Here is a 26234-nt window from a genome sequence, read left to right on the forward strand (position 1 = left end):
TTCACTCGACGATAGAAAACAAGCCTTTTTAGTGGCAGTATTTTGTTTAAACATACAACGAGTGGTTGGGCGACGTTCCTCCAGTGATGCAGCAGGCTCCTTTACCTTGAGCCTAGGCCGCAATCGTTTGGAGGGGAAATGCCCGGCAAACCGCCCTTACAATTAGCCTGGAGTCCAGTACATGCATCCGCGCATCCTTGAGGTCACCCAGCGGCTGGTCGAACGTAGCCGTGCCACCCGCGAACGCTACCTGCAGCTGATTCGCGGCGCGGCCAGTGATGGCCCCATGCGTGCCAGCCTGCAGTGCGCCAACTTCGCCCACGGCGTGGCCGGTTGCGGCAGCGACGACAAGCAGACCCTGCGCCTGATGAACGCGGCCAACGTGGCCATCGTCTCGGCCTACAACGACATGCTTTCGGCGCACCAGCCGTACCAGCACTTCCCCGAGCAGATCAAGCAGGCCCTGCGCGAGGTCGGCTCGGTCGGCCAGTTCGCCGGTGGCGTGCCGGCCATGTGCGACGGCGTGACTCAGGGTGAGCCGGGCATGGAGCTGGCCATCGCCAGCCGCGAAGTGATCGCCATGTCTACCGCCGTGGCCCTGTCGCACAACATGTTCGACGCCGCGCTGATGCTGGGCATCTGCGACAAGATCGTCCCTGGTTTGATGATGGGTGCACTGCGCTTTGGTCACCTGCCGACCATTTTCGTCCCGGGCGGGCCGATGGTCTCCGGCATTTCCAACAAGCAGAAGGCCGATGTGCGCCAACGCTACGCCGAGGGCAAGGCCAGCCGCGAAGAGCTGCTGGAGTCGGAGATGAAGTCCTACCACAGCCCGGGCACCTGCACTTTCTACGGCACTGCCAACACCAACCAGCTGGTGATGGAAGTGATGGGCCTGCACCTGCCGGGCGCCTCGTTCGTCAACCCGTACACACCGCTGCGCGACGCACTCACCGCCGAGGCTGCGCAGCAGGTCACGCGCATGACCAAGGCCAGCGGCAGCTTCATGCCGCTGGGTGAAATCGTCGACGAAAAGGCGCTGGTCAACTCCATCGTTGCCCTGCACGCCACCGGCGGCTCGACCAACCACACCCTGCACATCCCGGCGATTGCCCAGGCTGCGGGTATCCAGTTGACCTGGCAGGACATGGCTGACCTGTCCGAGGTGGTGCCGACCCTGTCCCACGTCTACCCCAACGGCAAGGCTGACATCAACCACTTCCAGGCCGCGGGCGGCATGGCCTTCCTGATCCGCGAGCTGCTCGATGCCGGGCTGCTGCACGAAGACGTCAACACCGTGGCCGGCCATGGCCTGCGCCGCTACACCCAGGAGCCATTCCTCGATAACGGCAAGCTGGTGTGGCGCGAAGGGCCGCAGCACAGCCTGGACGAAAGCATCCTGCGCCCGGTGGCGCGGCCATTCTCGGCCGAAGGCGGCCTGCGGGTGATGGAGGGCAACCTTGGCCGAGGGGTGATGAAGGTGTCCGCTGTCGCCCCCGAGCACCAGGTGGTCGAGGCCCCGGCGCGGGTGTTCCACGACCAGCAGTCGCTGGCCGATGCATTCAAGGCCGGCGAGCTGGAGCGTGATTTCGTCGCCGTGGTGCGCTTCCAGGGCCCGCGCTGCAACGGCATGCCGGAACTGCACAAGCTCACGCCGTTCCTCGGCGTGTTGCAGGATCGTGGCTACAAGGTAGCGCTGGTCACCGACGGGCGCATGTCCGGTGCTTCGGGCAAGATCCCGGCGGCCATTCACGTTTGCCCCGAGGCTTATGACGGGGGGCCGCTGGCGCGGGTGCGTGACGGTGATATGGTGCGGGTCGATGGTGTCGAAGGCACGCTGCGGGTGATGGTGTCGGCCGAAGAACTGGCCAGCCGCGACCTGCCGCCAGCGCCCCAGGGCAACGACCTGGGTTGCGGGCGCGAGCTGTTCGGCTTCATGCGCATGGCGTTCAGCCCGGCAGAGCAGGGCGCCAGTGCGTTCACCTCGGCCCTGGAGAACCTTAAATGAAGGACCTGCTGGTTGGCGACATCGGCGGCACCAATGCCCGTTTTGCGTTGTGGCGTGACAACCAGCTGCATGAAGTGAAGGTCTTCGCCACCGCTGACTACACCTGCCCGGAACAGGCCATCGAGGCCTACCTGGAAGGCCAGGGTATCGCCCGCGGCGGCCTGGCGGCGGTGTGCCTGGCGGTGGCCGGGCCGGTCGATGGCGATGAGTTCCGCTTCACCAACAACCACTGGCGCCTGAGCCGCGTGGCCTTCTGCCAGACATTGCAGGTCGAGCGGCTGCTGCTGATCAACGATTTTACCGCCATGGCGCTGGGCATGACCCGCTTGCGCCCCGGCGAATTCCGCGAAGTGTGCCCGGGCCAGGCGGACCTGTCGCGGCCGGCCCTGGTCATCGGCCCGGGCACCGGGCTGGGCGTGGGCGCGCTGCTGCGCCTGGGCGAACAGCACTGGCAGGCACTGCCGGGGGAGGGCGGGCACGTCGACCTGCCGGTGGGCAATGCCCGCGAGGCTGCGATCCACCAACAGATTCATGACCAGATCGGCCATGTCAGCGCCGAGACCGTGCTCAGTGGCGGTGGCCTGCTGCGTCTGTACCAGGCAATCTGTGCGCTGGACGGCGACACACCCCGACACAAGACCCCGGCGCAGATCACCGATGCCGCGCTGGGCGGCGAGCCAAGGGCGTTGGCGGTGATCGAGCAGTTCTGCCGGTTCCTCGGCCGAGTCGCGGGTAACAATGTTCTGACGCTGGGCGCACGGGGTGGGGTCTATATTGTCGGCGGCGTGATCCCGCGCTTTGCCGAACTGTTCGTGCGCAGCGGGTTTGCCGCCAGTTTTTCCGACAAGGGTTGCATGAGCGGCTATTTCGCTGGCGTGCCCGTTTGGCTGGTGACGGCGGAGTTTTCCGGGTTGCTGGGGGCCGGGGTGGCCTTGCAGCAGGCGCTGGATCACTGACTGGGGCCGCTTTGCGGCCCTTCGCGGGCACGCCCGCTCCCACAGGTGGTGCGGCCGTACCCTGTGGGAGCGGGCGTGCCCGCGAAGGGCTGCAAGGCAGCCCCCAAAAAACAGGCAACAAAGACCTGTAACTAACAAGAGGACGGACCACCTTGAGCACTGCCGGAAAATCGATCCTGATGGTCGACGACGACCAGGAAATCCGCGAACTGCTGCAAACCTACCTGAGCCGCTCCGGCTTCCAGGTACATGCCGAAGCCGACGGCAAGGGCTTTCGCCGCGCCCTGGAAACCACCCCCTGCGACCTGGTCATCCTCGATGTCATGCTGCCCGACGAAGACGGTTTCAGCCTGTGCCGCTGGGTACGCCAGCACCCGCGCCAGGCACGGGTACCGATCATCATGCTCACCGCCAGCTCCGACGAAACCGACCGGGTCATTGGCCTGGAACTGGGCGCCGACGACTACCTGGGCAAGCCGTTCAGCCCCCGCGAACTGCAAGCGCGGATCAAGGCCCTGCTGCGCCGCGCCGAGTTCGGCCAGGCGGCGCCGGGCAGTGCGGTGCTGGCCTTCGACGACTGGCGCCTGGACACGGTCAGCCACCGCCTGTTCCATCGCGACGGTGAGGAGGTGATTCTCTCCGGCGCCGACTTCGCCCTGCTCAAGCTGTTCCTTGACCACCCACAGCAGATCCTCGACCGAGACACCATCGGCAACGCCACCCGTGGCCGCGAGCCGATGCCGCTGGACCGCATCGTCGACATGGCGGTCAGCCGCCTGCGCCAGCGTCTGCGCGATACTGACAAACCACCCCGGCTGATCCGCACCGTACGCGGCAGCGGCTACCTGTTGGCTGCCCATGTCTGCAGTGCGCCCTGAACGGCGCTGGCGCCTGCTGCCGCGTTCGCTACTGGGGCGCATGCTGCTGCTGACCCTGCTGGTAGTGCTGCTGGCCCAGGGTTTGTCGAGCATCATCTGGGTTGCCCAGTTACGCGCCAGCCAGTTGCAGGGCCTGCGTGCCAGCGCCAGCAGCCTGGCCCATTCGATGAGCGCCAGCGTCAGTTACTTCCGCTCGCTGCCGGTGGCCTACCGGCCGATGGTCCTCGACCAGCTGCGCAGCATGGGCGGCACGCGCTTCTTCGTGTCGCTCAATGCCAAGCCGCTGGACATGCCGGTATTGCCCGTTACCCCGCGCAAGCAGGCGGTAATCGATGTGTTCCGGCAAGTGCTGCATGAGCGCCTGGGTTCGCAGATGGAAATTTCCGTGGCGTTCGTCGCGCCAGACGACCTGCGCATCTTCAACAGTGGCCTCAAGCTCGACGAGCTGCCACGTTCCTGGGCCCATTACTCGCTGACCCTGGAGCCGCTCAACCCGCCGGTGCTGGTCACGCAGATCCGCCTGGGCGAGGGCGAGTGGCTGTACATCGCCTCGCTGCTGCCCGAGCCCTACACCAGCCTGGAAGCCGAGCGCCTGCCGCGCCAGCAGATAGGCTTCATCGTGCTGACCACGGCGTTGCTGCTGTTGTTCATCGGCTTGCTGGTGCACTGGCAGAGCTGGCCGCTCAAGCGCCTGGCGCGGGCTGCGCGGGAGATGTCGCTGGGCGCTGATGTGGCGCCAGTGGCCGAAGGCGGTGGCAGTGAAGTGGTCGAGGTGGGGCGCGCGTTCAACAGCATGCGCGAGCGCATCAGCCGCTACCTGACCGAGCGCAGCCAGCTGTTCAGTGCCATCTCCCACGACCTGCGCACACCGATCACCCGCTTGCGCCTGCGCGTCGAGCTGTTGGAGGACGAGCGCCTGCAGGCCAAGTTCAGCCAGGACCTGGACGAGTTGGAGCTGCTGGTCAAAGGTGCGTTGCAGTGCGTGAAGGACACCGACATCCACGAGAACATCGAGCCGGTCGACCTCAACCAGGTGCTGGAAATCCTGGCCGAGCCTTACCTGGGCGATGGCCGCATCACGCTCGAAGGCCGGGCGCTGGCGCCGTACCCGGGCAAGCCGCTGGCGTTGCGGCGCTGCATCGGCAACCTGATCGACAACGCCATCAAGTACGGCGAGCGGGCGCGGCTGCGCATCATCGACACTGCCGAGGGGTTCGTGCTGCAGGTGGATGACCAGGGGCCGGGGGTGCCGCAGCAGCAAATGGAGCAGGTGTTCGAGCCGCACTTCCGTCTGGCCGGGCAGCAGCAGGGGTACGGGCTGGGATTGGGGATCGCGCGCAACATAGCCCATAGTCATGGGGGAGAGGTGAGCTTGCTGAACCTGCGTGAGGGCGGGTTGCGGGTGACCTTGTATCTGCCGCGGAGCATGGACTGAAGGGTTGTGTTGCCTGTGCCGGCCTCTTCGCGGGTAAACCCGCTCCCACAGAGGCCTCACAGGTCCATACAGACTCTGAGGCTAATGCAAAAACTTGTGGGAGCGTGTTTACCCGCGAAGAGGCCGGCACAGGCAACGCAAATGTCACTTGCTGGTGACAAATCCACCTTCCTTGGTGACATTCCCATCCAGGCCCGCTCACTAGAATTCGCACACGACTGGCAAGGATCAAGCTGGCCCATGAACACCTCCAACCTGCCTTCCACCCGCTGGTTCGACGCCCCGGCCCACACCGCCTGGCGCATGGCCGAAGGGCAGCGCCTGCTGACCTTCGCCAAGGCCGCGAAACTGCCCGACGGTTTTGGCAACCTGGATGCCAAGGGGCAGGTTGCCCCTGGTGCCCGCGCCGAAACCCTGAACACCGCCCGCATGACCCACTGCTTCGCCCTGGCTCACCTGCAGGGCGTGCCCGGTTACCTGGCCTATGCCGAACACGGTGTGGTCGCCTTGCGCGGCGCGCTGCAGGATGCCACCTACGGCGGCTGGTTCGCTCACCCCGGTGGCCATGACGACAGTGGCAAGGCGGCTTACCTGCACGCCTTCGTCGCCCTGGCTGCCAGTTCGGCGGTAATGGCCGGTGCTGGGGATGCAACAGCCCTGCTGGCAGACGCGGTGCAGGTACTTGAAGCGCATTTCTGGAGTGAAGAGGAGGGTGCCCTGCGGGAAGCCTTCTCCCGCACCTGGCAGTTGCCCGAGCCGTACCGTGGCGCCAACAGCAACATGCATGCGGTCGAGGCTTTCCTGGCCCTGGCGGATGTCACTGGCGACAGCCTGTGGCTGCAACGCGGCTTGCGTATCGCCGAACGCATCATCCACACCCATGCCGCCGCCAACGGCTACCGGGTCATCGAGCATTTCGACGCCCTCTGGCAGCCACTGCCGCACTACAACCAGGCGCACCCGGCCGACCACTTCCGGCCTTATGGCACCACGCCCGGGCATGCCCTGGAGTGGGCGCGGTTGCTGCTGCACCTGGAGGCCAGCCTGGAGCGGGCCGGGCTGCACGCACCCGGCTGGCTGCTAGGTAGTGCCCGCGCGTTGTTCGACGCTGCCTGCCAGCTGGCCTGGAACGTCGATGGCGCGCCAGGTTTCGTCTACACCCTGGACTGGGCCGATCGCCCGGTGGTGCGCGCACGCCTGCACTGGGTGCATGCCGAAGCCTGCGCCGCCGCCGCAGCCCTGTTGCAGCGCACGGGCGAGGCGCACTACGAGCAGTGGTACCGTCGTTGCTGGGACTTCATCGCCAACCATTTCATCGACCACGGCGCTGGCAGCTGGCACCACGAACTCGATGCGCACAACCACCCGGCCGCGACCATCTGGCCAGGCAAGCCCGACCTCTACCACGCCTACCAGGCGCTGCTGCTGCCGGGCTTGCCACTGGCACCCAGCCTGGCCAGCGGCCTGGCCGGTAATGTAACCAAACGATGACATTCGCGCGTCGCTTCGTTACCTGGCGAGGCGGACACGCTGTTTAGACTTCATGCAATGCAAGCGAAGACTTGCCCGGCATAACAACAAGAAAGGTGCCCCAATGAATCCCACGCTCCGTCTCGCTGCCGCCATCTCCCTGGCTTCCTTACTTCCGTTCAGTGCTCTGGCTGCCGACTCCAAAGGCAGTGTCGAGGTGGTGCACTGGTGGACTTCCGGGGGTGAAAAAGCGGCGGTTGATGTACTCAAGACCCAGGTCGAAAACGATGGCTTCACCTGGAAGGACGGCGCCGTCGCCGGTGGTGGTGGTGCCACGGCCATGACCGTGCTCAAGAGCCGCGCCGTGGCCGGCAACCCACCGGGTGTCGCGCAGATCAAGGGCCCGGACATCCAGGACTGGGCGGCCACCGGGCTGCTCGACGCCGATGTGCTCAAGGGTGTGGTCAAGGAAGAGAAGTGGGACTCACTGCTCGACAAGAAAGTCGCCGATACCGTCAAGTACGACGGTGACTATGTCGCCGTCCCGGTGAACATCCACCGCATCAACTGGCTATGGATCAACCCCGACGTCTTCAAGAAGGCCGGCATCGACAAGGCACCCGCCACCCTCGACGAATTCTACGCCACCGCCGACAAGCTCAAGGCCGCCGGCTTCATCCCGCTCGCCCATGGTGGCCAACCGTGGCAGGACAGCACCGTGTTCGAAAACGTGGTGCTGGCGGTGATGGGGGCCGATGGCTACAAGAAGGCCCTGGTCGATCTCGACAACACGGCCTTGACCGGCCCGCAGATGGTCAAGGCGCTGACCGAGCTGAAAAAGGTCGCCACCTACATGGACCCGGACGGCAAGGGCCAGGACTGGAACCTGGAAGCGGCCAAGGTGATCAACGGCAAGGCCGGCATGCAGATCATGGGCGACTGGGCCAAGAGCGAATGGACCCTGGCGAAGAAAACCGCCGGCAAGGATTACCAGTGCGTGCCGTTCCCCGGCACCGACAAGGCGTTCCTGTACAACATCGACTCGCTGGTGGTGTTCAAGCAGAACGACGCTGGCACGTCCGCCGGCCAGCAGGACATTGCGCGCAAGGTGCTGGGCGAGGACTTCCAGAAGGTCTTCAGCAGCAACAAAGGGTCGATCCCGGTGCGTAACGACATGCTCGCCGACATGGGCAAGCATGGCTTCGATGCCTGTGCGCAAACCTCCGCCAAGGACTTCCTCGCCGATGCCAAGACCGGCGGCCTGCAGCCGAGCATGGCGCACAACATGGCCACCACGCTGGCCGTGCAGGGCGCATTCTTCGATGTGGTGACCAACTACATCAACGACCCCAAGGCCGACCCGGCCGATGCGGCGAAGAAGCTGGCGGCGGCGATCAAGGCTGCCCAATAAGCGGCTCGGAGGCCAACGCAGCCTGACTGTGGGAGCGGCCTTGCGTCGCGAAAGGACCGCAAAGCGGTTCCAGAACCAGGCAGCGCAGTCCTTCCAGAACAGCTTCCTTCATCAGGCCCCCGGGGCTGCTTCGCAGCCCTTTCGCGACACAAGGCCGCTCCCACAAAAGCGGGCCGTTGTGCCTTTGAGGTGAACCATGACCACAGCAACCGCCCAACTGCGGGCCTCACCCCTGGACGCGCTACAGCGCTGGCTGCCCAAGCTGGTGCTGGCGCCGAGCATGTTCATCGTCCTGGTGGGTTTCTACGGCTACATCCTCTGGACCTTTGTCCTGTCCTTCACCACCTCGACCTTCCTGCCCACCTACAAGTGGGCCGGCCTGGCGCAGTACGCCCGGCTGTTCGACAACGACCGCTGGTGGGTGGCAAGCAAGAACCTGCTGCTGTTCGGCGGCCTGTTCATCGCCATCAGCCTGGCCATCGGCGTAGTGCTGGCGGTCTTGCTGGACCAACGCATCCGGCGCGAAGGTTTCATCCGCACCATCTACCTGTACCCCATGGCGCTGTCGATGATCGTCACCGGCACCGCCTGGAAGTGGCTGCTCAACCCCGGCATGGGCCTGGACAAGCTGCTGCGCGACTGGGGCTGGGAGGGCTTTCGCCTGGACTGGCTGATCGATCCCGACCGGGTGGTGTACTGCCTGGTGATTGCCGCCGTGTGGCAAGCCTCGGGCTTCATCATGGCGATGTTCCTCGCCGGCCTGCGTGGTGTCGACCCGTCGATCATCCGCGCCGCGCAGATCGACGGCGCCAGCCTGCCGCGCATCTACTGGCGCGTGGTACTGCCCAGCCTGCGCCCGGTGTTCTTCAGCTCGCTGATGATCCTCGCGCACATTGCCATCAAGAGCTTCGACCTGGTGGCGGCGATGACTGCCGGCGGCCCGGGCTACTCGTCCGACCTGCCGGCGATGTTCATGTATTCGTTCACCTTCAGCCGCGGCCAGATGGGCATGGGCTCGGCCAGCGCCATCCTCATGCTCGGGGCGATCCTGGCGATCCTCGTGCCTTACCTGTACTCGGAGCTGCGGAGCAAACGCCATGCATAGCCCTCTCGACAAGCCAGCGCTGAGCCCGAGCCGCATCGCCATCCACGCGGTGCTGTTGCTGGCAGTGCTGCTGTACCTGGTGCCGCTGGTGGTAATGCTGCTGACCAGCTTCAAGACCCCGGACGATATCAGCACCGGCAACCTGCTGAGCTGGCCGGTGGTAATTACCGGTATCGGCTGGGTCAAGGCCTGGGGCACGGTCAGCGGTTACTTCTGGAACTCGATCATGATCACCGTGCCAGCGGTGCTGATCTCCACCGCCATCGGCGCGCTGAACGGCTATGTGCTGTCGATGTGGCGCTTCCGTGGCTCGCAGCTGTTCTTCGGCCTGCTGCTATTCGGCTGCTTCCTGCCGTTCCAGACCGTGCTGCTGCCGGCCTCGTTCACCCTCGGCAAGCTCGGCCTGGCCAGCACCACGACCGGCCTGGTGCTGGTGCACGTGGTCTACGGCCTGGCCTTCACCACGCTGTTCTTCCGCAACTTCTACGTGAGCATCCCCGATGCCCTGGTCAAGGCTGCGCGCCTGGACGGTGCCGGGTTCTTCACCATCTTCCGCCGCATCATCCTGCCGATGTCCACGCCGATCATCATGGTCTGCCTGATCTGGCAGTTCACCCAGATCTGGAACGACTTCCTGTTCGGCGTGGTGTTCTCCAGCGGCGATTCGCAACCGATTACCGTGGCCCTGAACAACCTGGTCAACACCAGCACCGGGGCCAAGGAATACAACGTCGACATGGCGGCGGCGATGATCGCTGGCCTGCCAACCCTGCTGGTCTACGTGGTGGCAGGCAAATATTTCGTCCGCGGGCTGACTGCTGGCGCGGTAAAGGGGTAAGTCATGGCAACGCTCGAACTTCGCAACGTGAACAAGACCTACGGCAGCGGCTTGCCGGACACCCTCAAGGACATCCAGTTGTCGATCAGGGATGGCGAGTTCCTGATCCTGGTCGGCCCGTCGGGCTGCGGCAAGTCGACCTTGATGAACTGCATCGCCGGGCTGGAGCAGATCAGCGGCGGCGCGATTCTCATCGACCAGCAGGACGTCAGCGGCATGAGCCCCAAGGACCGCGATATCGCCATGGTGTTCCAGTCCTACGCGCTGTACCCGACCATGAGCGTGCGCGAGAACATCGAGTTCGGCCTGAAGATCCGCAAGCTGCCCCAGGCCGCCATCGACGAGGAGGTGGCGCGGGTGGCCAAGCTGTTGCAGATCGAGCACCTGCTGGCGCGCAAGCCGGCGCAGCTGTCCGGTGGCCAGCAGCAGCGCGTGGCCATGGGCCGGGCGCTGGCGCGGCGGCCGAAGATCTACCTGTTCGATGAACCGCTGTCCAACCTCGATGCCAAGCTGCGCGTCGAGATGCGTACCGAAATGAAACTGATGCACCAGCGCCTGAAGACCACCACCGTGTACGTCACCCATGACCAGATCGAGGCCATGACCCTGGGCGACAAGGTGGCGGTGATGAAGGACGGCATCATCCAGCAGTTCGGCACCCCGCAGCAGATCTACAACGATCCGGCCAACCAGTTCGTCGCCAGCTTCATCGGCTCGCCGCCGATGAACTTCATCCCGGTGCGCCTCACGCAACAGGACGGGCGCCTGCTGGCCGTGCTCGACAGCGGTCAGGCGCGTTGCGAGCTGCCCTTGGGGGTGGCCGCTGACGAACTGGATGGCCGCGAGATCATCCTTGGCATCCGCCCCGAGCAGATTGCCCTTGGGGCCGCGGAGGGCAATGGTCTGCCCGGCATTCGCGCCGAGGTGCAGGTGACCGAGCCCACCGGGCCAGACCTGCTGGTGTTCGTCACCCTCAACCAGACCAAGGTCTGCTGCCGCCTGGCGCCAGATGTGGCGTGCCGGGTCGGCGACAGCCTGAACCTGCAATTCGACCCGGCCCGGGTGCTGCTGTTCGACGCCGCCAGCGGCGAGCGCTTGCACCTGGCCACCACTGCCGCAGCCATGAAGGACAACGTGGCGCACTTCAAAGGCCGATAACTCGTCTACACCATCAATAAGAAAAAGAGGACGCAAAGGGATGGAACAGCGCAAATGCATCAGGACATTGGGCTCGCTGGCCTTGCTCGCACCACTGGCAATGGCCGGTAGCAGCGGCGCGCAGGCTGCCGAGGCCTTTTCCAGCGAATCGAAGTGGATGACCGGCGACTGGGGTGGCACCCGTACCGAACTATTGGAAAAGGGCTACGACTTCACCCTCGATTATGTCGGTGAGATCGCTGGCAACCTGCACGGCGGCTACAACGACGACAAGACCGCGCGCTATAGCGACCAGTTCGCCCTTGGCGCGCATCTGGATCTGCAGAAAATCTTCGGCTGGCACGATGCCGAGTTCAAGCTGGCGATCACCGAGCGTAGCGGCCGCAACCTGTCCAACGACCGTATCAGCGATCCGCGCGCCGGGCAGTTCAGCTCGGTGCAGGAAGTGTGGGGCCGTGGCCAGACCTGGCGCCTGACCCAGATGTGGGTCAAGCAGAAGTACTTCGACGGTGCGCTGGACGTGAAATTCGGCCGCTTCGGCGAGGGCGAGGACTTCAACAGCTTCCCCTGCGACTTCCAGAACCTGGCCTTCTGCGGCTCGCAGGTCGGCAACTGGGTTGGCGGCATCTGGTACAACTGGCCGGTCAGCCAGTGGGCGCTGCGGGTGAAATACAACATCACCCCGGAATTCTTCGTCCAGGTCGGTGCCTTCGAGCAGAACCCTTCCAACCTGGAAACCGGCAACGGCTTCAAGCTCAGTGGCAGCGGCACCAAGGGCGCGATCCTGCCGGTGGAAGCGGTGTGGTCACCCAAGGTCAACGGCCTGCCGGGCGAGTACCGCCTGGGTTACTACTACAGCACGGCCAAGGCCGATGATGTGTTCGATGACGTCAACGGTAACCCGCAGGCGCTGACGGGCGAAGCCTTCAAGTCGCACTCCAGCAAGCATGGCTGGTGGGTAGTGGCACAGCAGCAGGTCACTGCCCATGGCGGCGACGTCAACCGGGGCCTTAGCCTGTTCGCCAACTTCACCGTGCACGACCAGGCCACCAACGTCGTCGACAACTACCAGCAGGTAGGACTGGTCTACAAAGGCGCCTTCGATGCCCGGCCCAAGGATGACATCGGCTTCGGCGTGGCGCGCATTCATGTGAATGACGACGTGAAGAAACGCGCCGAACTGCTCAACGCCCAGAGCGGCATCAACGATTACGACAACCCAGGCTTCGTGCCGCTGCAGCGTACCGAGTACAACGCCGAGCTCTACTACGGCTTCCATGTGACCAACTGGCTGACCGTGCGGCCCAACCTGCAGTACATCAAGAGCCCCGGCGGCGTGGATGAGGTGGACAACGCGCTGGTCGCAGGGTTGAAGATTCAGTCGTCATTCTGAGGGCGATTGTTGTAAATTTACGCCAATCCATTTTCGGTACTATTTCGATAGTCGGCACCCACTGCCCTGCAGTGGGTGCCGGGGATAGGCCGAGACAGCGCTATCTCAAACAACAAGAGCTCTGAACCATGCCCGAACATCCGCTCCATCGCTTCTTTGCCTCGCAGCGGCCCCGGCCGACATTCGAGTGGGAGCGTTACCAGCAGCGCGATGTGCTGATCATCGATCACCCCCGTTGCCAGGCGGTGTTCAGCCGCCAGGGTGCGCAACTGCTGCATTTTCAACCGGCGGGTGAACGGCCCTGGTTGTGGTGCGCCGAGCAGTGGCCGCAGGTGGGAGCGATACGCGGTGGCGTACCGGTGTGCTGGCCGTGGTATGGCCGCCACCCCAGCGAGGACTTGTGGCCGGCCCATGGCTGGGCGCGCTTGCTGGACTGGAAGCTGGTGGACAGCCGCGAGGACGAGGAGGGCGTAACCCTGAAGTGGCGGCTGGACCTGTGCGACTGGCAGGTCGACCTGCATGCCCGGTTGGGCAGCCGCATGGAGCTGAGCCTGAGCACCGAGCACCAGGACAGCGAACCCTGCCAATTGAGCCATGCCCTGCTGGCCTACTGGCGTATCAGTGACGTGGCTGAGATAGCGCTGTCCGGGCTCGAGGATATCGAAGGCTACGACCGCCTCAACCGCCAGGTCTGCCGTGAGGATGGCGCGCTGAAGCTCAAGGGCGGCTGCCAGAAGGTCTACCCCGGCACGCCGCGGGTGCAACTGCAGGACCCGGCCTGGCAGCGCGAGCTGTGCATCGATACCGGTGACAGCGACGACACGGTGGTCTGGCACCCGGGCAACCGCCCGCTGATGGGCGTGACCGGGCGTGAATGCCAGCACTTCGTCTGTGTCGAGGCCGCCAGCGGCAGTGGTGAGGGCCTGAGCCTGGCGCCGGGGCAGCGTGCCCACCTGCGCCTGCAGGCGCACCGGCTCAGTTGAGCTCGTCGTCCTCGATCGGGTAGCGGCTGGCGTTGAGGCTTTCCTTGATCTTGCGCAGGTGCGGCTGGAAGTCCACGCCACGGCGCAGGGTCATGCCGGTGGCCAGTACATCGAGCACGGTCAGCTGGATGATCCGCGAGGTCATTGGCATGTAGATGTCGGTGTCTTCCGGCAGCGGAATGTGCAGGCTCAGGCTGCAGGCATTGGCCAGCGGCGAACCGGCGGCGGTCAGGCCCAGCACCGAGGCGCCGTTCTCGCGGGCCAGGCGGGCCACTTCGACCAGTTCGCGGGTGCGCCCGGTGTAGGAAATGATCACGAACAGGTCGCCAGTGTGCGCCACCGAGGCCAGCATGCGCTGCATCAGCACGTCGGCGTGGGCCGATACTGCGAGGTTGAAGCGGAAGAACTTGTGCTGGGCGTCCAGCGCCACCGGGGCCGAGGCGCCCAGGCCGAAGAAGTGGATCTGCCGGGCCTGGATCATCATGTCCACGGCACGGCTGACCTGCTGCGGGTCGAGCTGCTGGCAGGCGCTGTCGAGCGAGGCGATGGCGCTGGCGAAGATCTTCTGGGTGTAGGCTGCCGGGTCATCGTCAGCCTCTACCGCGCGGCTGACGTAGGCGGCGCCGCTGGCCAGGCTCTGCGCCAGCTGCAGCTTGAGCTCGGGGTAGCCGCTGACGCCGAACGAGCGGCAGAAGCGGTTGACGGTCGGTTCGCTGACCTTGGCCGCCTGGGCCAGCGCAGCGATGCTGAAACGGGTGGCTTGTTGCGGGTTGAGCAGGATGACTTCGGCGACTTTGCGTTCGGCCTTGTTCAGCTCGTCGAGGCGGCCCTGGATCTGTTCCAGGAGGTTTCGCACGCGGTCCATGGGTGTGTCCTTGGGTCGGGAAGACAGCCGGCTGTGGGAGCAGCAGGCTTTTTGCACGGTCGTCTATCGTACTGTCGGCGCGGTTGACGTACCACTTGTCTGTAACACTTGTGTGTAATGTTGTGGTTTTTACTACATTATCCCTTGAAAACCGTATGTGAAAGCGGTATTCCTAGACCAACTTTAGGAAAGAACCAACATCATGGCTGCGATCAGTGTCGAACCTTGCACCTTTGCCCTGTTTGGCGCCCTCGGCGACCTGGCATTGCGCAAGCTGTTTCCTGCGCTTTACCAGCTCGACCGGGCCAACCTGTTGCACCCGGATACCCGCCTGCTGGCGCTGGCCCGCGAGGCCGGTAGCGCGCAGGACCACCTGGACAGCATCGAAGCGCACCTGCGCCGGCATGTGCCCGAGGCCGATATCGAGCCCGCTGCGCTGGGCCGCTTCCTCGCCCGGCTGAGCTACCAGCACCTGGACTTCCTCCAGCCCGAGGGCTACCAGGCCCTGGCCGAGCAGTTGCCGGGCGAGCTGCCGCTGATCGCCTACTTCGCCACCGCAGCGGCGGTGTACGGGGCCATCTGCGAAAACCTCGACAAGGCCGGGCTGGCCGCGCGCACCCGGGTGGTGCTGGAGAAGCCCATTGGCCACGACCTGGAGTCGTCGCGCCGGGTCAACGATGCCGTGGCGCGGTTCTTCCCCGAGAGCCGGGTCTACCGTATCGACCACTACCTGGGCAAGGAAACGGTGCAGAACCTGATCGCCCTGCGCTTCGCCAACAGCCTGTTCGAAACCCAGTGGAACCAGAATTCCATCTCCCATGTGGAGATCACCGTCGCCGAGAAGGTCGGCATCGAAGGCCGCTGGGGCTACTTCGACAAGGCCGGCCAGCTGCGCGACATGATCCAGAACCACCTGCTGCAGCTGCTGTGCCTGATCGCCATGGACCCGCCCAGCGAACTGTCCGCCGATGCCATCCGTGACGAAAAGGTCAAGGTACTCAAGGCCCTGGCACCGATCACCGGCGAAGGGCTGAGCACCCGTGTGGTGCGCGGCCAGTACATCGCCGGCTACAGCGAAGGCAAGCCGGTGCCCGGTTACCTGGAAGAAGACAACGCCAACGCCCAGAGTGACACCGAAACCTTCGTCGCCCTGCGTGCCGACATCCGCAACTGGCGCTGGTCGGGCGTGCCGTTCTACCTGCGTACCGGCAAGCGCATGCCGCAGAAGCTGTCGCAGATCGTCATCCACTTCAAGGAAACGCCGCACTACATCTTCGCCCCGGAACAGCGTTTGCAGATCGGTAACAAGCTGATCATCCGCCTGCAACCGGACGAAGGCATTTCTTTGCGGGTGATGACCAAGGAGCAGGGCCTGGACAAAGGCATGCAACTGCGCAGCGGCCCGTTGCAGCTGAATTTTTCCGACACCTGGCGCAGTGCACGGATTCCGGATGCCTACGAGCGGCTGTTGCTCGAAGTGATGCGCGGCAACCAGAACCTGTTCGTGCGCAAGGACGAAATCGAATATGCCTGGAAGTGGTGCGACCAGCTGATCGCCGGCTGGCGTAACGCGGGTGATGCACCCAAGCCATACGCGGCAGGCTCCTGGGGGCCGATGAGCTCGATTGCACTGATCACGCGCGATGGGAGGGCGTGGTATGGGGATATCTGAACTGAAACTGCCAGCGGTTGTGACGGTGCATGAGCTGGCGGATGCCAAGGCGCTGGCCGCAACCCAGGCCCATGACGTGGCCGAGCGCCTGCGCGCGGCCATTGCCGCCAAGGGCCAGGCCTGCCTGGTGCTGTCCGGTGGCCGCAGCCCGGTGCCGTTCCTCGAAAAGCTGGCCAGCGAAAACCTCGACTGGGCCAAGGTTACCGTCAGCCTGGCCGATGAGCGCTGGGTGCCGGTGGAGCACGCCGACAGCAACGCCGGCCTGCTGGTCCGCCACCTGTTCAAGGGCGCGGCGGCCAAGGCCCGCTTCGTTGGCCTGTACCAGCAGGCGGAGAACCTCGATGTCGCTGCGGGCAAGGCCGATCAGGCCCTGGCCGAGCTGCCGCCAATCGACGTGCTGGTGCTGGGCATGGGTGATGATGGCCATACCGCCTCGCTGTTCCCCGCCAGCCCCAACCTGGAAGCAGGCCTCGACCTGGCCAACCCACGCCGCTGCCTGCCCTTGCTGGCACCGAGCGTGCCGCACCAGCGCCTGTCGATGACCCGCTCGCTGCTGGCCAGTGCCGCCTTTACCGCGCTGTCCGTACAAGGGCAGGGCAAACTCGCTACCCTGCGCGCCGCGCTGGCTGGCAACGACCTTACCGAAATGCCGATTCGCGCTTTTCTTCACGCCCCCCTGGACATCTACTGGTGCCCATGAGCCAAGGATCCACAGTCATGACCACCCTCGAACGCCCACAGCCCAAGCTCTCGATGGCCGACAAAGCCGCACGGATCGACGCCATTTGCAAAAAGGCGCGCATCCTGCCGGTGATCACCATCGCCCGTGAGGAAGACATCCTGCCGCTGGCTGATGCCCTGGCGGCCGGCGGTATCCGTACCCTGGAAGTGACCTTGCGCTCACAGTATGGCCTGAAGGCCATCCAGGTGCTGCGCGAGCAGCGCCCGGAACTTTGTGTCGGTGCCGGCACCGTGCTCGATCGCGGCATGTTCGCGGCCGTTGAAGCTGCGGGGGCGCAATTCGTCGTTACCCCGGGCATTACCCAGGACATTCTCGAAGCCGGTGTGGACAGTGAGATCCCGCTGCTGCCAGGCATCAGCACGCCGTCCGAAATCATGATGGGCTATGCCCTGGGCTACCGCCGCTTCAAGCTGTTCCCGGCGGAAATCAGCGGCGGTGTCGCGGCGATCAAGGCCTTTGGTGGCCCGTTCGGCGATATTCGCTTCTGCCCGACCGGCGGGGTGAACCCGGCCAACGTGCGCAACTATATGGCGTTGCCCAATGTGATGTGCGTGGGTGGCACCTGGATGCTCGACAGTGGCTGGATCAAGAACGGCGACTGGGCGCGGATCGAAGCGTGCAGTGCGGAGGCAATGGCGCTGCTGGACGCCAACTGAATTTGTTGTGTGCTTTACGGCTTATGGGGCGCTTGGTCGGCGCCCCTTTTTTTTGCCTGGAGATCTTGCAGTGCCTGTACCGGCCCTTTCGCGGGTGAACCCGCTCCCACAGGTACTGTACAGTTGCTGAGTGCAGCGCGATCCCTGTGGGAGCGGGTTCACCCGCGAAGAGGCCGGCACAGGCAGACAAAAAAGCCCGCATCAAACGATGCGGGCTTTTGCATTCATCACGCGACAGTTCAGGCCGCCTTGGCTTCCTGCTGGCTCAGCGAGCGGTTCAGCGCGCTGAACAGTGCCTTGAAGCTGGCCGTGGTGAAGTTTTCATCGATACCCACACCATGCACCGGGCGGCCACCGGCCACGCGCAGTTCGATATAGGCCGCAGCCTTGGCATTGGTACCGGCGCCAATGGCATGCTCGTTGTAGTCCATGATCTCCACGGCAATCGGCAGGCCGGCCACCAGCGCTTCCAGCGCGCCGTTGCCCTTGCCGCGCCAGTGCAGGGTGGTTTCGCCTTCACTGGCGACTTCCACTTCCACGGCGCTGTGGCCGTTCTCTTCCTGCAGGCGGTGACTGACCAGCGCGTACGGGGTGTTGGCCTGGAGGTATTCCTTGTGCAGCAGGCTGTAGATCTGCTGGGCAGTCATTTCCAGGCCCAGACGGTCGGTTTCACTCTGTACTACCTGGCTGAACTCGATCTGCATGCGGCGCGGCAGGCTGATGCCGTATTCCTGCTCGAGCAGGTAGGTGATGCCGCCTTTGCCCGACTGGCTGTTGACGCGGATCACCGCCTCGTAGCTGCGGCCGATGTCGGCCGGGTCGATCGGCAGGTAAGGCACTTCCCACAGCTCGCCTTCCTGCTGCTTGGCGAAGCCCTTGCGGATGGCGTCCTGGTGCGAGCCGGAGAACGCGGTGTGGACCAGGTCGCCCACGTACGGGTGACGCGGGTGCACCGGCAGCTGGTTGCACTCTTCGACCACCTTGCGCACGCCGTCGATGTCGGAGAAGTCCAGCAGCGGGTCGATGCCCTGGGTGTAGAGGTTCAACGCCAGGGTCACCAGGTCGACGTTACCGGTACGCTCGCCGTTGCCGAACAGGCAGCCTTCGGCGCGGTCGGCACCGGCCATCAGGCCCAGTTCGGTGGCGGCGATGCCGGTGCCGCGGTCGTTGTGGCAGTGCAGGCTGATGATGACGCTGTCGCGACGGCTGACGTTGCGGCAGAACCACTCGATCTGGTCGGCGTAGATGTTCGGCGTGGACACTTCCACGGTGGCCGGCAGGTTGAGGATGATCTTGTGCTCGGGGGTCGGGTTCCACACCTCGATCACCGCGTCGCAGACTTCCTTGGCGAACTCCATCTCGGTGGCGCTGAAGGTTTCCGGCGAGTACTGGAAGGTCCACTGGGTTTCCGGCTGCTGGGCGGCGTACTTGACGAACAGCTTGGCCGCGTTCACCGCGATGTCCTTCACGCCTTGCTTGTCCTGGTTGAAGACAATGCGGCGGAACGACGGGCTGGTGGCGTTGTACAGGTGGACGATGGCCTTCTTCGCCCCGCGCAGCGATTCGAAGGTGCGGGCGATGAGGTCTTCACGGGCCTGGGTGAGCACCTGGATGGTGGTGTCGTCCGGGATGTGGCCTTCTTCGATCAGCATGCGCACGAAGTCGAAATCGGTCTGCGATGCGGACGGGAACGAGGCTTCGATTTCCTTCACGCCAACCTGCACCAAGGTCTTCCAGAAGCGCAGCTTCTTCTCCGAATCCATCGGCTCGATCAGCGACTGGTTGCCATCACGCAGGTCGGAGCTGCACCAGATCGGCGCGGCGGTGATGGTCTTCGACGGCCAGGTACGGTCAGGCAGGTCGATGGTCGGGAAAGCGCGGTATTTCTTCGAAGGGTCTTTGAGCATGGTCATGGAAGCAATCCTTTTGTGTGCGGCCGAAATCGGGCCTGCCGAGCGATAACGAGATGAAAAGGCGAGGCGACGCGATTCAGCCTGGTAGTCGGGCGCTAACCAGGCAGAGGCTGCGATGTTGTCGGAGCAGGATGAGGGTGCTGAAGGTTTTCATGCCTTCAAACTTAAACAGTGGGGTGGGGGATGGCAAGCGTTCAGCAAAAATTGAGAGGAATGCTTAAAAAAAGCTGATAGGCGAGATTTTATCGCTATATTTTTCTGAGTGCTTCTCAATTTTTGCGCAGTCTTTTTCGATGGCGCAACGCGGTTGAACATGATGTCTCATGTGCTGGCCTCTTCGCGGGCGCGCCCGCTCCCACAGGTAAAGCACAGCCTTCAGGATCGGCGCATTACCTGTGGGAGCGGGCATGCCCGCGAAGCAGGCGCCCCGGTCTCAGGGCTGGAACGCGCCAATGAAAATCGCCGGATCCACCCGCGCATCATTCAGGCTGACGTTCCAGTGCATGTGCGGCCCGGTAGCCCGCCCGGTCGAGCCCACGCGCCCGACCACCTCGCCCCGGCGCAGCTGCTGCCCCACCTGCACATCGATCTTCGACATATGGCAGAACATGCTGATAAAGCCCTGCCCGTGGTCGACGAACACCGTGCGGCCATTGAAGAAGTAATCCCCCACCAGGATCACCTTGCCATTGGCCGGGGTCTTGATCGGCGTGCCGGCCGGTACCGCGAAGTCCAGCCCGGCGTGTGGGTTGCGTTCTTCACCATTGAAGAAGCGGCGCACGCCGAACTTGCTCGACAGCGGGCCACTGACCGGCTTGTCGAGGATCAGGTTGCTCGGCAGGGTCGGGCTGAAGCTGCGGTAAGCCTTGATCTGCTCGGCCAGTTCGCGGTCGATGCGCTTGAGGTCGGCCGGGTTCGGGTTGACCTGGCGGGTGTTCTTCAGGGTGATGCGCTGCTCGGGGTACTTCTTGCTGCCGACCGTGAAGGGCAGGGTACGGCCGCCTTGGTTCAGCACAGCGGTGCCGGGCTTCTGGGTGAGCGGGATGCCGACGATGGCCAGCCAGTTGTCCTGTTCCCTCACCACCAGCACCGGTTTGCCGTCGAAGCTGGCGGTGGGTGCACTGGCGGCGGGGCCGAGGTCGACCACCGCCACGCCGCCGGGTACCGGCTTGTTCAGCGTGCGGGTGATGTAGCTGGCCTGGGCGCCGCCGGCCAGCAGCAGGAGGGAAAGGGCAAGCAGGGGCGCGAGCAGGCGAGGCATGTGTCAGTCCAGAAGTGAGAGGGTGACCGGGGTCAGGTGGTTGTCTTCGACCCGCACCAACAGCTCGCCTTCGTTCAGGCGGGCGGTCAGGCGTTGGCCATTGCGGGTCTGTTCGGCGCTGCGGATGGCCTGGCCCTGTTCGTCCAGCAGGATGCTGTAGCCGCGGGCGAGGGTGGCCAGCGGGCTGACCACCTGCAGCGTCTGCAACTGGGCCTGGAAGCGCTGGCGGCGGTCCTTGAGCACTTCGCGCATCGCCCGCGGCAGGCGTTCGGCGAGGCTGTCCAGGCGTTGGCCCAGCAGTTTCAGGGTACGCCCAGGGTGCTGCGCGGCGAGGCGGGTATCCAGGCGTGCCAGGCGTTCGCGGCGCTGGTTGAGGTTGAGCATGAATGCACGGCGCAGGCGCATGTCCAGGTCGTCCAGGCGCTGGGCCTGCTGGCGCAAGCGCTCGCCCGGGTGGCGCAGGCGCCGGGTCAGCGACTCCAGGCGCAGGCGGTCGTGGGTCAGGCGGTTTTGCATGCGCAGCAGCAGGCGCCGTTGCAGGCCGTCCAGGCGTTGCTGCAGGCCGCTGTTGTCGGGTGCCAGCAGCTCGGCGGCGGCAGACGGTGTGGGTGCGCGCACGTCGGCGACGAAGTCGCTGATCGAGACATCGGTCTCATGGCCCACGGCGCTGACAATCGGTGTTACACAGGCGGCCACGGCCCGTGCCACGGCTTCTTCGTTGAAGCACCACAGGTCCTCCAGCGAGCCGCCGCCCCGGGCCAGGATCAGCGCATCGAAACCGAGGCTGTCGGCCAGGCGGATGGCGCGCACGATCTGTGCAACGGCTTCGCGGCCCTGTACTGCGGTGGGGATGAGGTTCAGTTCCACCTGCGGGGCGCGGCGGCCGAACACGCTGATGATGTCGCGGATCACCGCGCCGGTGGGCGAGGTGATGATGCCGATGCGCTGCGGGTGGGCCGGCAGCGGCTGCTTGCGTTCGGCGCTGAACAGCCCCTCGGCGCCGAGCTTTTCCTTCAGGGCCTCGAAGGCCAGGCGCAAGGCGCCGTCGCCGGCCGGCTCGACGGTGTCGATAATCAGCTGGTAGTCGCCACGCCCCTCGAACAGCGAAACCTTACCGCGCACCCGCACCGCCAGGCCGTCGCGCAAGGCCTGGCGCACCCGCGTGGCGTTCTGCCGGAACAGCGCGCAGCGCACCTGCGCGCCGCTGTCCTTGAGGGTGAAGTACATGTGGCCGGAGGCTGGGCGGGCGAGGTTGGAAATCTCGCCTTCCACCCACACGCTGCGGAACACGTCCTCCAGCAGCACGCGGGCGCGACCGTTGAGTTGGCTGACGGTAAGGACCTCGCGGTCCAGGCCGAGTCGTTCGAAAGGGTCTCTGATCATGGCGGGCATCATAAAGGACATCGGCCCCGGTTGTCTGTCCCGGCCCTGTCGCGATCTCAGTGGGAGCGCTGGCTTCGAGTTGACGCTGTACCTGTGGGAGCGGGTTCACCCGCGAACACCGGCGCAGCCGGTGCCATCCACCCTGCATCGCAGCCACGAATTGCCTGACCATCTGCCCCGCATCCCGCCTGCAAGCCATCGCCACAGTACTCTCACACCCTCCCTCCAGCGCCACGAAGCTGACTGAGGCTGGCGCAATCTCGCGCATGCACGCCGGCAGCAACGCCACCCCAAACCCCGCCTGAATCAGCTGCAACTGGGTGGTCTTGCGCGACAGCACCTGCGCCGCGCGCGGGAAAAAGCCTGCCTCCATGCACAACGAGGCCGACAGGTAGCTCAGCCCGCCACGGTCCCGATGCGGAATGGAAATGAAGCGCTCCTCGCGCAACTGTTCAAGCTTCACTTGTGGTGCGTCAGCCAGCGGATGCCCAGCGGCAACCGCCAGCAGCAATGGCTCACTGAACAGCGCATGCAGCACCACGCCTTCATGCTGGCGCAACACAGGCAAACGCAGCAGGCCGATATCCAGGCGTCCATTAGCAATATCCTCCAGCTGCGCCTCCGACGACTGCTGGGCAATTTCCAGCGAAACCCCCGGGTTGTCGCGCAAGTAACCGCCCAGGCGAGCCAGCAATGGGCCGGTCAGCGGCACTGTACTGGAGTGGTTCAGGCGCAGGCTGCCCTGCAGCCCTTCACCAATGTCGCGGGTCACTCGCTCGGCCTGCGCCAGGTCGGCCAGCAAGCGCCGCGCCCGCTCCAGAAAGGCCTGGCCAGCCAGTGTCAGGCGCGGCAGGCGCGCGGTGCGTTCGAACAGCGGCGTGCCCAGTTGCTGTTCCAGCTCCTTGATCTGCCGGCTCAGCGCCGACTGGGCAATGTACAGTCGCTCGGCGGCACCGCTGAAGCTGCCGCATTCGGCGATTTCCACGAAGTAACGCAACTGGCGGATCGACGTCATGTCATGCCTTTTCGAGATGGTTGTGGCGAAAAATGCATATTAGTCGGCATGGCTCATGGCTGGCTAACCTTTGCCTGTCTTCCCAGGAACTGCTGCCATGCTCGCTCAACTGTCGTTTTCCGGCCTCGACTGGCTGCCCATCCTGCTGGGTGTTGGCGTTGCCTACATCGTCTTCGGTATCGCCGGTTTCGGCACTGCGCTGGTGGCCGGCCCAGTGCTGATCCACTTCATGCCGCTGTCGCGGATCATACCGCTGCTGGTACTGCTGGACTTCGTCGCCGCCTTCGGCAACCTGCTGCCATCGCGCCGCGATGTCGTGCGGGGCGAGCTGCTGCGGCTGTTGCCGTTCATGGCCGTAGGCTGCACGCTGGGCGTGGTATTCCTGCTACAGCTGAAGTCCGACCTGTTGCTGCTGCTGATGGGCTTGTTCGTCACGGCATATGCCGTGTACGGGCTGGCGGTGAAGGTGCGGCCGGTCAGTCTGTCCGGTTTCTGGGCGGTGCCGATGGGCACGGCAGGCGGGCTGTTCGGTGCCTTGTTCGGCAGCGGTGGCTTTCTATATGCCCTGTACCTGAGTGCGCGGCTGGAGGTAAAGGAACAGGTGCGCGCTACCCAGAGCGCACTGATCAGTTGCAGTACAGTGGTGCGCCTGATGCTGTTCCTGACCGCTGGCGTCTATGCCGATCAAAGCCTGCTGCTGCTCGCCGCCTGCCTGTTGCCGGTCATGCTTGCTGGTCTCTGGACAGGGCGCAGGCTGACCCACCGGCTGTCCCGCGAAGCGTTCGTGCGCCTGGTCACCTGGCTGGTGCTGGCCAGCGGGCTGGCGCTGATCGGTCGCTATCTGAGCGCCTGAGCAGGCGGTAGAATTGCGTCATTACCGCAGTTTTTCAGGCTTGCCCCGTTCATGAACACCCAGAGCATCATCGTTCCCAAGCTGTCTACCGTCCCGGTGCATGAAGCCCGTGCCCGCGCCATCCTGCGCTGGCTGGTGCGCGAGAAAGTCGTCGAGGAACAGCTGACCACCTGTGGCCGCACCGGCAACCGCATGGCCCATGCCTTGGCCGAAGGTGCCCGCAAAGTGGCCCTGCACCCGGAGAAACTGCCCTTCGGCGAGCAGGTCAACGGCCTGGAGGTGATGCTCAAGCGCTGCATCTATACCCCTACCGAAGGTTTCCTCGAAGAGGCCGGTTGCCCCGAGTGCCGGCGTGAGGTGGGCGAGCCGCTGTTCGAAAGCCTCGAAGAATGGATGCCGGCGGTGAGCGACAACTTTACCTGCCCGCTGTGCGGCTTCGAAGATGACATCAATGGCTTCATTTACCTGCAGCCATGTGCCTTTTCCAACCTGGGGTTCATCTTCAACAACTGGGGCGAGGCCGGGTTCACCCAGGCCTTTCTCGACAGCTTCGCCGACTGGCTCGACCAGCCGGTGGCCGTGGTACAGGTAAAACTGCCACAAGGCTGACCGAAGGCCCTTTTTTTGCATTGAGCGGCGCGCCGTGCATGAGTATAATGGCGCGCTTCCATTTTTCCCGCCCGGGAGCCCCCGCGATGCTGCGTATCAGCCAAGAAGCCCTGACCTTCGACGATATCCTCCTTGTACCTGGCTATTCCGAGGTACTGCCTAATGAAGTCAGTCTCAAGACCCGTTTGACCCGTGGCATCGAGCTGAACATTCCGCTGGTTTCCGCCGCCATGGATACCGTGACCGAAGCGCGCCTGGCCATTGCCATGGCCCAGGAAGGCGGCATCGGCATCATCCACAAGAACATGACCATCGAGCAGCAGGCCAGCGAAGTCCGCAAGGTCAAGAAGTTCGAGGCTGGCGTGGTCAAGGACCCGATCACCATCGACGCCGACGCCACCGTGCGCGACCTGTTCGACCTGACCCGCCTGAACAACATCTCCGGCGTTCCGGTGCTGGCGAACGGCGACCTGGTCGGCATCGTCACTTCCCGTGACGTGCGCTTCGAGAGCCGCCTGGACGCCAAGGTCCGCGACGTGATGACCCCCAAAGAGCGTCTGGTCACCGTCCGCGAAGGCGCCAACAAGAACGAAGTCCGCGAGCTGCTGCACAAGCACCGCCTGGAAAAAGTCCTGATCGTTGACGACAAGTTCAACCTCAAGGGCATGATGACCGTCAAGGACATCGAAAAGGCCAAGGCCTACCCGCTGGCCAGCAAGGACGACCAGGGTCGCCTGCGCGTCGGCGCCGCAGTCGGCACCGGCAAGGACACCGGCGAGCGCGTTGCCGCCCTGGTGGCTGCTGGCGTTGACGTCGTGGTGGTCGACACCGCTCACGGTCACTCCAAAGGCGTGATCGACCGCGTTCGCTGGGTCAAGGAAACCTACCCGCAAGTACAGGTAATCGGCGGCAACATCGCCACCGGCGCTGCCGCCAAGGCTCTGGCCGAAGCTGGCGCCGACGCGGTCAAGGTCGGTATCGGCCCAGGCTCGATCTGCACCACCCGTATCGTTGCCGGTGTCGGCGTGCCGCAAATCAGCGCCATCGCCAACGTTGCCGCTGCACTGGAAGGCACTGGCGTGCCGCTGATCGCCGACGGCGGCATCCGCTTCTCGGGTGACCTGTCCAAGGCCATCGTTGCCGGTGCTTCCTGCGTGATGATGGGTTCGATGTTCGCCGGTACCGAAGAGGCTCCGGGTGAAGTCGAACTGTTCCAGGGCCGTTCCTACAAGGCTTACCGCGGCATGGGCTCGCTGGGTGCCATGGCACAGGCGCAAGGCTCGTCCGACCGCTACTTCCAGGACTCCTCGGCCGGCGCCGAGAAGCTGGTACCGGAAGGCATCGAAGGCCGTGTTCCCTACAAGGGCGCCCTGGCCGCGATCATCCACCAGCTGATGGGCGGCCTGCGTTCGTCCATGGGCTATACCGGCAGCGCAACCATCGAAGAGATGCGCACCAAGCCGGAGTTCGTACGCATCACCGGTGCCGGCATGGCCGAGTCCCACGTGCATGACGTGCAGATCACCAAAGAAGCCCCTAACTACCGCGTAGGCTGAGGCTTCCAGCTACAACAGAAAGCGGGGCTGTCACGACAGCCCCGCGTCGTTTCCGATTTCCACTGACGAGATTG

At 64.5% G+C, this 26234-nt stretch carries 21 protein-coding genes and 1 pseudogene; 17 read left to right on the top strand and 5 right to left on the bottom strand.

The features are described from left to right. Window positions 1-181 precede the first annotated feature (181 nt). From edd to MKK04_RS05090, 11 genes are all read left to right on the top strand, one after another. Entirely contained in the window at window positions 182-2008 is a 1827-nt protein-coding gene (gene edd / locus MKK04_RS05040; protein WP_087502589.1) for a phosphogluconate dehydratase, read from the top strand. Beyond that, a complete protein-coding gene (locus MKK04_RS05045) occupies window positions 2005-2964 on the top strand; it encodes a glucokinase (RefSeq protein ID WP_207835913.1) in 960 nt (319 codons plus the stop codon). Before edd ends, MKK04_RS05045 begins: the two co-directional genes overlap by 4 nt. Window positions 2965-3116: 152 nt before the next feature. Continuing rightward, entirely contained in the window at window positions 3117-3842 is a 726-nt protein-coding gene (gltR, locus tag MKK04_RS05050) for a two-component system response regulator GltR (protein WP_054573359.1), read from the top strand. After that, window positions 3823-5277: an ATP-binding protein gene (locus MKK04_RS05055; RefSeq protein ID WP_207835911.1), complete on the top strand. Its 1455-nt coding sequence runs from the start codon at window positions 3823-3825 to the stop codon at window positions 5275-5277. Before gltR ends, MKK04_RS05055 begins: the two co-directional genes overlap by 20 nt. Before the next feature lie 240 nt (window positions 5278-5517). Further along, the gene (locus tag MKK04_RS05060) at window positions 5518-6768 is read left to right on the top strand and encodes a D-mannose isomerase (protein ID WP_241106308.1); all 1251 of its coding nucleotides are present in this window, start codon (window positions 5518-5520) and stop codon (window positions 6766-6768) included. 103 nt (window positions 6769-6871) lie between these two features. Next, window positions 6872-8158, top strand: coding sequence for an ABC transporter substrate-binding protein (locus MKK04_RS05065; RefSeq protein ID WP_241106309.1), 1287 nt, complete (start codon window positions 6872-6874; stop codon window positions 8156-8158). Between the two features lie 196 nt (window positions 8159-8354). After that, window positions 8355-9263, top strand: a complete 909-nt coding sequence (locus tag MKK04_RS05070) for a carbohydrate ABC transporter permease (protein WP_207835869.1) — start codon at window positions 8355-8357, stop codon at window positions 9261-9263. After that, the gene (locus MKK04_RS05075; protein ID WP_233693903.1) at window positions 9256-10101 is read left to right on the top strand and encodes a carbohydrate ABC transporter permease; all 846 of its coding nucleotides are present in this window, start codon (window positions 9256-9258) and stop codon (window positions 10099-10101) included. The genes MKK04_RS05070 and MKK04_RS05075 overlap by 8 nt, the downstream gene beginning before the upstream one ends. A gap of 3 nt (window positions 10102-10104) precedes the next feature. Further along, window positions 10105-11259 carry an ABC transporter ATP-binding protein gene (locus tag MKK04_RS05080; protein ID WP_063911413.1) on the top strand — a complete coding sequence of 385 codons (1155 nt, stop codon included), beginning with the start codon at window positions 10105-10107 and terminating at the stop codon, window positions 11257-11259. A gap of 100 nt (window positions 11260-11359) precedes the next feature. Continuing rightward, window positions 11360-12652 carry a carbohydrate porin gene (locus MKK04_RS05085; RefSeq protein WP_241106787.1) on the top strand — a complete coding sequence of 431 codons (1293 nt, stop codon included), beginning with the start codon at window positions 11360-11362 and terminating at the stop codon, window positions 12650-12652. Window positions 12653-12780: 128 nt separating this feature from the next. Next, on the top strand, window positions 12781-13635 hold the full coding sequence (locus tag MKK04_RS05090) for a D-hexose-6-phosphate mutarotase (protein WP_207835860.1): 855 nt from the start codon (window positions 12781-12783) through the stop codon (window positions 13633-13635). Here the strand turns inward: MKK04_RS05090 and hexR are convergent. Then, a complete protein-coding gene (gene hexR, locus MKK04_RS05095) occupies window positions 13628-14491 on the bottom strand; it encodes a DNA-binding transcriptional regulator HexR (protein ID WP_169774905.1) in 864 nt (287 codons plus the stop codon). The genes MKK04_RS05090 and hexR overlap by 8 nt on opposite strands. A gap of 211 nt (window positions 14492-14702) precedes the next feature. On the opposite strand from hexR, the gene zwf reads away from it, so the two are divergent. From zwf to MKK04_RS05110, 3 genes are read left to right on the top strand one after another with little or no spacing between them, the layout of a single operon-like run. Further along, a complete protein-coding gene (gene zwf, locus MKK04_RS05100; protein ID WP_063911416.1) occupies window positions 14703-16172 on the top strand; it encodes a glucose-6-phosphate dehydrogenase in 1470 nt (489 codons plus the stop codon). Then, window positions 16159-16872 (top strand): 6-phosphogluconolactonase, encoded by a 714-nt coding sequence (gene pgl / locus MKK04_RS05105; protein ID WP_241106310.1) that lies wholly within the window; start codon window positions 16159-16161, stop codon window positions 16870-16872. Before zwf ends, pgl begins: the two co-directional genes overlap by 14 nt. Before the next feature lie 17 nt (window positions 16873-16889). Further along, window positions 16890-17570 carry a bifunctional 4-hydroxy-2-oxoglutarate aldolase/2-dehydro-3-deoxy-phosphogluconate aldolase gene (locus MKK04_RS05110; protein WP_207835848.1) on the top strand — a complete coding sequence of 227 codons (681 nt, stop codon included), beginning with the start codon at window positions 16890-16892 and terminating at the stop codon, window positions 17568-17570. Window positions 17571-17809: 239 nt separating this feature from the next. On the opposite strand, the gene leuA is transcribed toward MKK04_RS05110, so the two are convergent. The 4 genes and pseudogenes from leuA to MKK04_RS05130 all read right to left on the bottom strand — a co-directional run. Continuing rightward, window positions 17810-19483 (bottom strand): 2-isopropylmalate synthase, encoded by a 1674-nt coding sequence (gene leuA / locus MKK04_RS05115; protein WP_207835846.1) that lies wholly within the window; start codon window positions 19481-19483, stop codon window positions 17810-17812. 433 nt (window positions 19484-19916) lie between these two features. Next, window positions 19917-20744, bottom strand: a complete 828-nt coding sequence (locus MKK04_RS05120; RefSeq protein ID WP_241106311.1) for a M23 family metallopeptidase — start codon at window positions 20742-20744, stop codon at window positions 19917-19919. Between the two features lie 3 nt (window positions 20745-20747). Next, a complete protein-coding gene (xseA, locus tag MKK04_RS05125; protein WP_207835833.1) occupies window positions 20748-22127 on the bottom strand; it encodes an exodeoxyribonuclease VII large subunit in 1380 nt (459 codons plus the stop codon). 139 nt (window positions 22128-22266) lie between these two features. After that, window positions 22267-23142, bottom strand: a pseudogene (locus MKK04_RS05130) (LysR family transcriptional regulator); the annotation flags it as partial. 97 nt (window positions 23143-23239) lie between these two features. Between MKK04_RS05130 and MKK04_RS05135 the strand changes: the two are divergent. The 3 genes from MKK04_RS05135 (at window position 23240) to guaB (ending at window position 26160) form a co-directional block, all read left to right on the top strand. After that, window positions 23240-23995, top strand: a complete 756-nt coding sequence (locus tag MKK04_RS05135) for a sulfite exporter TauE/SafE family protein (RefSeq protein ID WP_241106312.1) — start codon at window positions 23240-23242, stop codon at window positions 23993-23995. Between the two features lie 51 nt (window positions 23996-24046). After that, the gene (locus tag MKK04_RS05140; protein ID WP_063911423.1) at window positions 24047-24604 is read left to right on the top strand and encodes a hypothetical protein; all 558 of its coding nucleotides are present in this window, start codon (window positions 24047-24049) and stop codon (window positions 24602-24604) included. A gap of 86 nt (window positions 24605-24690) precedes the next feature. Continuing rightward, a complete protein-coding gene (guaB, locus tag MKK04_RS05145; protein WP_075043910.1) occupies window positions 24691-26160 on the top strand; it encodes an IMP dehydrogenase in 1470 nt (489 codons plus the stop codon). Window positions 26161-26234 lie beyond the last annotated feature (74 nt).

The sequence above is a fragment of the Pseudomonas sp. LS.1a genome, assembly GCF_022533585.1.
Classification (GTDB): Bacteria; Pseudomonadota; Gammaproteobacteria; order Pseudomonadales; family Pseudomonadaceae; genus Aquipseudomonas.